This window comes from Acinetobacter sp. (assembly GCF_045628685.1).
Classification (GTDB): domain Bacteria; phylum Pseudomonadota; class Gammaproteobacteria; order Pseudomonadales; family Moraxellaceae; genus Acinetobacter.
Genome location: NZ_JAZQPV010000043.1, coordinates 1 through 3458, shown reverse-complemented (window position 1 = coordinate 3458; position 3458 = coordinate 1). Strand labels below are relative to the sequence as shown.

General features: G+C 37.5%; 4 protein-coding genes and 1 pseudogene. 3 read left to right on the top strand and 2 right to left on the bottom strand.

The genetic code is table 11. The features are described from left to right. On the top strand, window positions 1-542 hold a 542-nt coding region (locus ACKI4H_RS06030; protein WP_407304467.1), incomplete at its 5' end, for a DAK2 domain-containing protein. A gap of 234 nt (window positions 543-776) precedes the next feature. Here the strand turns inward: ACKI4H_RS06030 and ACKI4H_RS06025 are convergent. Further along, the gene (locus tag ACKI4H_RS06025; protein ID WP_407304464.1) at window positions 777-1931 is read right to left on the bottom strand and encodes a GGDEF domain-containing protein; all 1155 of its coding nucleotides are present in this window, start codon (window positions 1929-1931) and stop codon (window positions 777-779) included. Window positions 1932-2073: 142 nt separating this feature from the next. Then, window positions 2074-2553: a peptide deformylase gene (gene def / locus ACKI4H_RS06020; RefSeq protein WP_407304463.1), complete on the bottom strand. Its 480-nt coding sequence runs from the start codon at window positions 2551-2553 to the stop codon at window positions 2074-2076. A 246-nt stretch (window positions 2554-2799) separates the two neighbouring features. Between def and ACKI4H_RS06015 the strand changes: the two genes are divergently transcribed. Continuing rightward, window positions 2800-3003, top strand: a complete 204-nt coding sequence (locus ACKI4H_RS06015; RefSeq protein WP_407304461.1) for an amino acid transport protein — start codon at window positions 2800-2802, stop codon at window positions 3001-3003. A gap of 36 nt (window positions 3004-3039) precedes the next feature. After that, window positions 3040-3294: pseudogene (locus tag ACKI4H_RS06010) on the top strand (hypothetical protein); the annotation flags it as partial. Window positions 3295-3458 lie beyond the last annotated feature (164 nt).

Below are 3458 nucleotides of genomic sequence, written 5' to 3'. Positions count from 1 at the left end.
ATGGCGACTTTGGGATGAGTGTGGCCAAAGGCTTTAAACAGCTTAAACGTCAATGGGACGCGCTTGTGCAATATCAACACATGGATGACTTCCTGTTTAACTGCTCAATTATCATTATGGAACATTGTGGGGGCGCTTCAGGTCCGATTTGGGGTTCAGCTTTCCGTGCAGCAAGTAAATCAATTAAAGGTAAAGCAATACTATCCGTTGCCGACTTTGCGATGATGCTACAAGATGCAGTGAAAGGTATTCAAACCACAGGTGAGCGTTCATTCGGTCGTGGTGCGGTGGTAGGTGATAAAACCTTAATCGATGCCTTGGTTCCTTGTGCCTATACATGGTCATCAAATACAGATAAAACTTTTAAAGAAAACTTTATGTTAGGTGCACAAGCTGCCGTTCAAGGTGCAGAGTCGACCAAAGACATCGTCGCTCGCATGGGTCGTGCAGGCACAGTTGGTGACCGAAGCTTGGGCTATCCAGACGCTGGCGCACATGGTTTAGGTGTGATCTTTACCGACATTGCAGAACATATTAAGTAGTCTCTATAGAACAGCATCCAAAAAGCATCGGATTAATTCGGTGCTTTTTTAGCCTAAAAATAATACCGTGTGATCTTCATCTGCTCTGATTCTAAACCTTTATTCATAATCCCTCCCTTTTTTAAAGGCAGGTTGAAAGGAATTTTTAATTTGTAATAGCTCTTTTGGCAAATCCGCTAAATAGTTCCTTCAAACTCTGAAATCTCTATCAAAGAATAAACCTTCCATTTACAATCAGTAAATCGGTGCGGGCATATTATTCACCAATTCCAGATAATTTCTGACTTGATTTCGGCCCTGCCTTTTAGCCAAATATAAAGCTCGATCGGCCAGACGAATGGTCTGTTCTTTATTTAAATGGGTTTGAGAAAGTGCTACCCCAAAACTTGCACTCATTTTTAAAATGTCTTCCGTCTCTAGCTGAATTTCTTCTTGCTCAATAATTTTTCGACACCGTTCTGCAATCTCAATGGCTTGCTGTAAATTTTGCTCTTTTAAAATCAGAATAAACTCTTCACCACCAAAACGCCCCACAATATCCTGTTCCCGCGTGGTGGCGGATAAAATGGCTGCAACGCGTTGCAAAACTATATCTCCGACTTCATGACCATATTGGTCATTAATTTGTTTAAAATGATCTAAATCCAGTAAAATGACCGCATAAGCCGTTTTTTTCTTGCGTTCTAAAGCGGCAAGTTGTTCGCCAATATAACGGCGATTAAATACATTGGTCAGGACATCGGTTTGGCTCATTCTTTTAATATTTCTTTCACGGCGACGCCATTGCGAAAGTAAAATTTCAAAAAACAAAATCGAGACCAGCAAGATCGGCAGGTAAACTTCTGCCATACTTTGGATCCAGAATTCATTATGATAAAACTGACCTTCTGTGAGTAGATCACTAAACACGGGTGCGTAACGAATTATCCCATTAAAAGTTAAATAACTAATAACAATAGTAAAAACAAGCGCAGGAATCGCAATACTATAAATAATTTTTCTTGAATAAAAAACCAGCCCAATCAGGACAATATTAACAAATCCGGCAATAGTAGCGGGGCTGTAAATACCAATGGTATAGCCCGCATAAATCATGGTTCCACCAAAAAAAATCGGTGAAAGATAAGAAATAAATCTACGGAATTTTCTATTTTTTTTGTATTTGAAGCTAACCACAATCATCACAATAAAAATGATGAGCGTGATAATCAAAGCGACAATACGAAAGAAAAAAAATTCTGCATTAATCCAGACTGCATTTTCAACGGAGAAATAGCTGACAAGATACCATTTAATTGCGCTGACCTGGCAAAATGCCCCAAAAATCAGCAGCAATACCCCTTTATCAAAATTAGGCCAGTTAATAATTAAATTATCTGACTCGAGCATATGAAACTTAAATCTGCCCCAATAATGAAAAATTAGTGTGTATATTTTTATAAACAATTTCATAGATTTAATTACTATATTTATAATTTTTAAAAATTTTTATCATTTTTTATTTATAGCACAAAAATCAAACAATTGAGATCTATATCCGCTGAATAAACAGTATTCCATCCAAATGATCCACTTCATGCTGCACAATCCTTGCAGGAAAACCGTTGTAGACCGTTTCTATTTGTTCACCTTGCAGAGTTAAATAACGGACTTTAATGATTTCTGCTCGAGCCACTTGTCCACGCTCATCCGGGACACTTAAACAGCCCTCTTCTCCCAGAACAGTTGCTTTAGATCTTTCTAAAATTTCAGGATTTACCATCACTATCGCCTCCATTTCAGGTGCATCGGGATAACGCAAGTTAGGACGTGAAGCAACAATAACTACCCGTTTAGAGACATAAATCTGAGGAGCTGCAATACCTACACCATTGCACTGCATCATGGTGGCATACATAGCTTCAACCAGTTGATTTAGCCATTCACTGTTCAGCTCGGACTTTGCAACTGCAACCGCTGTTAAGGTCAAAATAGTTTCACTACGTTGCGCGACAGGTAAAATGGTACTCATAAATCATTCCCTTATTAGATATCAAGTGAGTTATAAACAGAGTTAAAAGCCACATCCCACCCTATTTTAAATCACAAATTCTATATAAATCTTAACTCTAAAAAGCAGACTTTCATATTCTGTTGTTGATACTTATATTTCACCTTTTCTACAAACCAAGGCTCGCTATTCATAAATGAAATCTTTTAAGCCCATTTTAATTTTACTTGCTTATAATTGGTTAAAATTCTTTATAAATAAAAAAACATGATGACAGCTCAACTCCTGCTTGGTGTTCTATTTAGCTCTATAGGCTTAGGCTATTTTATCTATGGAAAGAAGCAAAAAGTGACTGTGCCCTGGGTTTGTGGTTTAGCCCTGATGATTTTCCCCTATTTTGTGGGAAATACCACGATGCTAACTACCATCGGTATCCTCCTCTCGATTTTGCCCTACTTCATAAGACTCTAATATGCAGATAGATCAGGCGTGATTATTCATAAATTTAAAATGTTCTCGGCTCAAATCCGCTTCTCGGGCATTTCATTTTTCTATAATGTTGCCTATGCCGTAGCTGGCGGTTATTACTTTGCCACTGCTGCCATGGTTAAGCATGTATAACAATATGAGTACAATGTATTATATTTGGGTAATATGTTTGGTCTCATTCTCTTTACCATAAAGCTTTATAGAGCCAAATTTGAAAAACAGGATGTAGCAGCATCTGTAATTTCTAGACTGCATACTACAGTAAAAGATTAATTATTTATAAAAAAAAGCCCAGTGATTTGAACCGCACCCCGAAAGTTAGACACTTAATCTAATTTGAAGGGTGCTTTTCTATGGCTAAACATTCTCAAGAATTTAAACTGAAAGTTGTTCAAACCTACTTATCCAATGGTGGAGGATATAAAAAAACAGGTGAA